At 40.4% G+C, this 6,035-nt stretch carries 5 protein-coding genes, 2 tRNA genes and 1 pseudogene; all 8 read right to left on the bottom strand.

The genetic code is table 11. The features are described from left to right. Window positions 1-26 precede the first annotated feature (26 nt). The 8 genes and pseudogenes from BM135_RS02570 to BM135_RS02600 all read right to left on the bottom strand — a co-directional run bounded on the left by BM135_RS02570 (window position 27) and on the right by BM135_RS02600 (window position 5,871). Entirely contained in the window at window positions 27-263 is a 237-nt protein-coding gene (locus BM135_RS02570; protein ID WP_092517496.1) for a major outer membrane lipoprotein, read from the bottom strand. Between the two features lie 661 nt (window positions 264-924). Beyond that, window positions 925-2,334 (bottom strand): pyruvate kinase PykF, encoded by a 1,410-nt coding sequence (gene pykF, locus BM135_RS02575; RefSeq protein ID WP_092517497.1) that lies wholly within the window; start codon window positions 2,332-2,334, stop codon window positions 925-927. Window positions 2,335-2,376: 42 nt separating this feature from the next. Further along, on the bottom strand, window positions 2,377-2,535 hold the full coding sequence (locus tag BM135_RS16850) for a hypothetical protein (RefSeq protein WP_175485897.1): 159 nt from the start codon (window positions 2,533-2,535) through the stop codon (window positions 2,377-2,379). Window positions 2,536-2,844: 309 nt separating this feature from the next. After that, window positions 2,845-2,921 (bottom strand) — tRNA-Val (locus BM135_RS02580). Window positions 2,922-2,954: 33 nt separating this feature from the next. After that, window positions 2,955-3,031 (bottom strand) — tRNA-Val (locus tag BM135_RS02585). Window positions 3,032-3,201: 170 nt separating this feature from the next. Continuing rightward, complete coding sequence (locus BM135_RS02590) at window positions 3,202-4,575, bottom strand: MATE family efflux transporter (protein WP_092517499.1); 1,374 nt, start codon at window positions 4,573-4,575, stop codon at window positions 3,202-3,204. 253 nt (window positions 4,576-4,828) lie between these two features. Beyond that, window positions 4,829-5,080 carry a pyocin activator PrtN family protein gene (locus tag BM135_RS02595; RefSeq protein ID WP_092517527.1) on the bottom strand — a complete coding sequence of 84 codons (252 nt, stop codon included), beginning with the start codon at window positions 5,078-5,080 and terminating at the stop codon, window positions 4,829-4,831. Window positions 5,081-5,177: 97 nt separating this feature from the next. Further along, window positions 5,178-5,871 (bottom strand): annotated as a pseudogene (locus tag BM135_RS02600) (IS1 family transposase). Window positions 5,872-6,035 lie beyond the last annotated feature (164 nt).

Raw genomic sequence — 6,035 nt, forward strand, 5'->3', positions numbered from 1 at the left:
ATTTATTTTTTCTATCTACCACAAGATTATTTCTTGTATGAACGAACTTGGTTATTAAGACGCTGATTTGCACGAGTGGCTTCATCTTTGGCTGATTGTACATCAGAACGAATAGAACTGAGGTCACTGCTCAACCGGTCAACTTTAGAACCGAGAGTTTGAACCTGAGAGGCAAGTTGTTCAACTTTAGTCGCGCTAGAACAACCCGCTAACAGAGTAGAAGCCAGAATTACTGCACCAAATACAACTTTAGGACGATTCATCACATTACCCTCTAGATTAAGTTAATTTCCAAGTAGCTATCTAAGTATTACACAAACTATTTTAGAAAGAGAATTAATTTTTGCCACGAAAAAAATTTCGCCGTTCTTTATCTCAAAATAAGGTAATAAGTATTGGTTATCAACAATAAAATGGTAGTCGAATGGGGCATTTAACCAGAATAGATCCAATTGCTGTATGATGTGTATTCCATGTTTATTTTTTCATTATAATAAGAAACAGTGTAATTTATTTAGTTATTTTAATGATAAAAGAATGATTTAATTAATATTGCTGAATTGATGCGGATTATTTTTATATGAAGAATCCCTTGCTATAAACGCAAGTGGGCGAAAATAGTAAAGTATTTTTTGTGCTGAGAAGTACCATAAAGAGCGACAGAACAAATTATTTCCAGTTATTGGGTTGTTATTCTAAAAGTTATGATTTATTTCATAGAGGGAGATATGTTGAATGTAGCTATACATAATTATTTGCAAGTTGCAGGAAAGGAATTCGGTCGCAAAGTTCACCATGACATTGATAGTGGCATATCATAGAATAATAAAAAGCCCACATTTGAATAATACAAAAGTGGGCTTTTTATTATTGACAGTATTGGCAAAAATTCTGGCAGTGCTGTCGCTTATGATTTATTTAATCTTATAACACATGGACAGAAGAAGTGTTTGTTGTGCCACTTGATACTAATGCACCGGATACCATAACCACAACATCCCCTTTGTGTGCCATACCACTTGCCAATGCAGCTTCTTTACCAATACGGTAAAAATCATCGGTAGAAGCGATTTCTTTGACAACCTGAGTGGATACCCCTTTGACCAACAGCAATTGACGTGCAGTGATTTCATTAGTCGTCAAAGCAAGAATTGAGGCGTTAGGGAAATACTTGCGAATAGATCTTGCAGATTTACCACCATAAGTCGCCACGACGATCAATGGAGCTTCCAGCTTTTCTGCAATTTCAACAGCACCACGGCAGACTGCTTCAGTAACGCGTAGTTTCTGTGCTTTGGTATTTTCAATTCGGCTGCTCATGACGCGATCTGTACGTGCACAGATTGTTGCCATGATGGAAACGGCTTCGATAGGATATTTTCCTTTAGCACTTTCACCGGAAAGCATCACTGCATCTGTACCGTCTAAAATGGCGTTGGCAACGTCACCCGCTTCGGCGCGGGTAGGGCGTGGGTTTTTGATCATTGAATCTAGCATTTGGGTTGCAGTGATAACAACTTTACGAGCTGCATTACATTTTTCGATCATCATTTTTTGCGCGAAGATAACTTCTTCTACTGGGATTTCAACACCCAGATCACCACGGGCAACCATGATACCGTCAGACGCTTTGAGAATTTCATCGAAATTGTTCAGGCCTTCCTGATTTTCGATTTTGGAAATAATTTGGATATGTTCACCACCATGAGCTTTCAGGTGCTCACGGATTTCCTGTACATCGGAGCGTTTACGGATAAAAGAAGCTGCGATGAAATCTACACCTTGCTCACAACCGAAGATCAAATCTTGTTTATCTTTCTCTGCCAGTGCAGGTAAGTTAATGGAAACATTTGGCAGGTTAACGCCTTTGTTTTCACCCAAATCACCATTGTTCAATACTTCACAGATGACTTCAGTCGCGGTAATTTCTTTAACTGTCATGGCAATCAAACCATCATCAACCAATACAGTATTTCCTGGTTCCAGATCTTCTGGCAGTCCGGCATAAGTTACAGCGACACGATCTCGATTGCCGATAACGGATTTATCTGTTGTAAAGGTGAAAGTTTGGCCCGCAGTGAGGGAGACATCATTACCATCTTCCAGTTTTATGGTACGGATTTCAGGGCCTTTAGTATCCAGCAAGATTGCTGCTTTTTTGCCAGTTTTCGCCCCGACCGCGCGGATGTTTTTAATGCGCTGACCATGCTCTTCATAGTCACCGTGAGAAAAGTTCAGGCGCATCACATTCATGCCTGCATTAAGCAGCTCAGTCAATTTCTCTTCAGATTCTGTTTTTGGCCCGATAGTACAAACAATTTTAGTTTTTTTCATGACAATCTATCTACTGGTTTTAATGGATTAAAAAGTGAATCGCTAACCATTGGTATTTATGCTGGCATCATCTGATGTTATAAGTTGCGCAACATAATGGAAAATGAATAGCAATAGAAAACGGATAGCAGAAAGTGTCAAATGGCTTTTCAGCGTGAAGTCAGGCATGTGTAGATCTGTAGATTTAGTTTGACTCATCATCTGTAATTTTTTCTGAATTCAGTAAATCAATTTGCTGAAACCATTCAACTTATGACATAAGCGTATTATAGAGACTAATTTCTGTGAAATGAATCAAAAAATGGTTCCTGAAAAGATTTACGTACAGAAAGGAAGAAATAATCTGACTTCATGTTAAAGAAATCAGGGGGTTGTTGCGCAAACGGAATGTAATTGAATTTTTAGTATGCAGAAGGTTGGGTGACAATTAGTTCACGGCTACAGGGTTTATCAGAATACGAAAATTGGAAATTGAGGGAAACAATATAAGAGAAAATTATGAATTAGATATGGTGCGTCCGAGTGGACTCGAACCACCGACCCCCACCATGTCAAGGTGGTGCTCTAACCAACTGAGCTACGGACGCACATAAAATTACTTTTTTTGTCAACCGAATATTTGGTGCGTCCGAGTGGACTCGAACCACCGACCCCCACCATGTCAAGGTGGTGCTCTAACCAACTGAGCTACGGACGCAATCTAAATTTCCGCGGCTAACAACGGGGACGAATATTAACGGGAGCAGAGCTTTCTGGCAAGGGGAAAAATGCAAATTCTTGTTTAATTGCTCGCAATTACATCTTTTAGTGTGAATTTGCAGCTTTTACCCCTTGAGTTGATAACTTAACGCACTGAAATATATTGAATTAGTGACTCGAACGTTTCAGAACATAATGAGCTGGCTGCTTTTGTGTCCATAGAATACGGTAACCCATCATGAATGCTGCCGCAGTTAAACCAATAATGAATCCAATCCAGAACCCCTGTGGCCCCATCGGTTGAGTTACATAATCAGTTAACGCCAGAATATAGCCACTAGGCAGCCCTAAGAGCCAATAAGCAATAAAAGTGATAAAGAAAATAGAACGTGTATCTTTGTACCCACGCAATACCCCCGATCCAATGACCTGAACCGCATCAGAAAGCTGATAAATAGCAGCAAATAGCATCAAGTGAGAGGCGAGAATAACGACTTCAGCGTTATCGTTATACATGAATGCAATGCGTTCGCGTAACAGTATTGTGAAGGTCGCAGTTATACAGGCAATCATTAAGCCAACAATAAGGCCCGTATAAGCGGATATTTTGGCACCTTCAGTTGATTGTTGGCCTAAGTTATAACCGACACGAATAGTTGCAGCGATCCCCAATGATAGCGGGAACATAAACATCATGGAGCTGAAATTGAGTGATATCTGGTGTCCTGCAACGGCGACTACACCAAGTGGAGAAACCAATAATGAGACAACAGCAAACAGCGTAACTTCAAAGAACATTGCCAAAGCGATTGGTAAGCCAAGCAGTGCAATACGTTTTTGCGTATTCCATTCAGGGCCTGCAAAATTATTAAATGTTTGGATATCCTTTTGAGAAGGAGAGTGTTTCACATATACAAGCAGCAACAGGAACATAACCCAGTAAACCGCTGCGGTTGCGACACCACAGCCTACACCGCCCAATGCAGGCGCACCAGATTTACCGTAAATGAAAATATAGTTAACGGGGATATTGACCAGTAACCCGGCAATGCCGATTATCATTGCTGGTTTAGTTTTCGATAACCCTTCACATTGACCGCGTAAGACTTGATAGAACAAATAACCTGGCGCTCCCCACATGATGGCGTGGATAAAGTCCGTAGCTTTTTGTGCCAATACAGGATCGACATTATGCTGTGCTTCTATAATAAATTGGCTGTTATACAATACTGTAATGACCAATATAGAAAGGAAGGCTGCAAGCCAGAATCCTTGTTGGATTTGACCGGCAACATTTTTTCTCTGACCAGATCCATTCATGTGTGCCACGATGGGTGTCAAAGCGAGCAATAAGCCTTGACCAAACAGAATGGTTGGCAGCCAGATTGATGTGCCAACGGCAACAGCTGACATCTCAACAGCGCCGGCTTTACCAGCCATGACTGTATCGACGAACCCCATCGCAGTTTGTGAAAACTGTGCAATAACGACGGGGATACCTAAAGCGAGCAAACTACGCGCTTCATTTAAATATTTCTGCACGTACGACACCTTTTTTGATTGAAAATTAACGAGGAAAACAAGGAATATTTTTTGCGAGTAAACGATGTTATTAGAAAATATATCGCTTATAAGCTTCTATATTGTATAGAAATCACTATACTATAAATCAATAACTTACAGCTATTGAGGGTGCTATTGAGGGTGCTATTGAGGGTGCTATAGGGGTGCTCTCTACTTCAATAGGTTAAAAGGTATATCAATTAACGTGAGTGATTGTATCGGCAATTTCCATTTATTGCATTCTTTTGATCTCCAGTATGGCTTCCTCTCTTTGTTTATCTATGTAACTAGCCAAATTTTGAACATGAACGATTCTTGGTGATTTTTGGCTATCGTTCATTTTGTACGTCGGGATTTTTAGTTTACCCTCGTTAGCCTTACGTTCTGCTGTTGTTGGGCTTAACTTAAGGTATTTCTCGGCTATCGCTGACAATGGTATTTGCGACGTTTCAAACTCTGCCATTAATAAGAATGTTGTATTCATTTTCATTTCCCTTTTCCTTTCTGATACCCGTTCAACAGAATCATCTTCGCCACCATTGCCGGTGTTGCGGTCATGTATTGAATGGTTAGATCACTCGCTAAACGTAGTTTTCACGCTCAATAAATGTCCCTATCACTTTGTCGTACACCTCTTCCGATTTAGAATAGCTGATTGTTTTTCGATTCAACCTTTTTAGCCGGGTACGATGGGTAAGATTATTTCGCTCTATTTGTTGAGTAAACGTCTTTCCAGTAAGATAGCCCTCTTCTGGAAGATTGTCATAAACCACATAATCATCCGTACAATAAAATCGAATATTAAAGGGTGATAAGAGGGCAAGCAGCTTGTCTAACGTTTTTCTACTGCGATCACCAAAAATATGCGCCACAATGCGTTTCATACGAGGTTCCCAAGCATACCAGAGCCAGCGCTGATTTTTCTTACTTCCAACAAATGACCCTTGTTCATCTATCTCGCAGATAAGTTGAATATCACTTCCTCCCAGCGGCAAAGTCGTCACGTTCCGGGGATTGAGTTTTTTAGTGTTTTCATGACGGTAGAGGTGGCAACTTTCAGTACACGGGCGGTATCACGATACCACCATTATTCATTGCCATATCTACAATCTGTTCTTTAACGCTCGGTTTACAGGCTTGGTAGGTGTATTCCAACTGAAAGACCTTACGACAGGCATAGCAGCGATAACGGGAATGCCCGCCATTTCCTTTTCCATGCCTTTTTACGTCTTCTGATTTGTGACAATAACGACAGTGAACATCAACTTTAGCCATGTTTCACCATAAAAAGTTAGAAGTATATCACAACAACTAACCATTCAATACATGACCTTATGTTTGAGGTAGGGCAAACGGGTCTAATTTATACAGATGAAAATCCCACTGTCAGGATTTTCATCATATAGCCATTATCCCAGCCAGCCTTCTGGCGCTTAGTC

It is taken from the genome of Xenorhabdus japonica, assembly GCF_900115195.1.
In the GTDB taxonomy this organism is placed as follows: Bacteria; Pseudomonadota; Gammaproteobacteria; order Enterobacterales; family Enterobacteriaceae; genus Xenorhabdus; species Xenorhabdus japonica.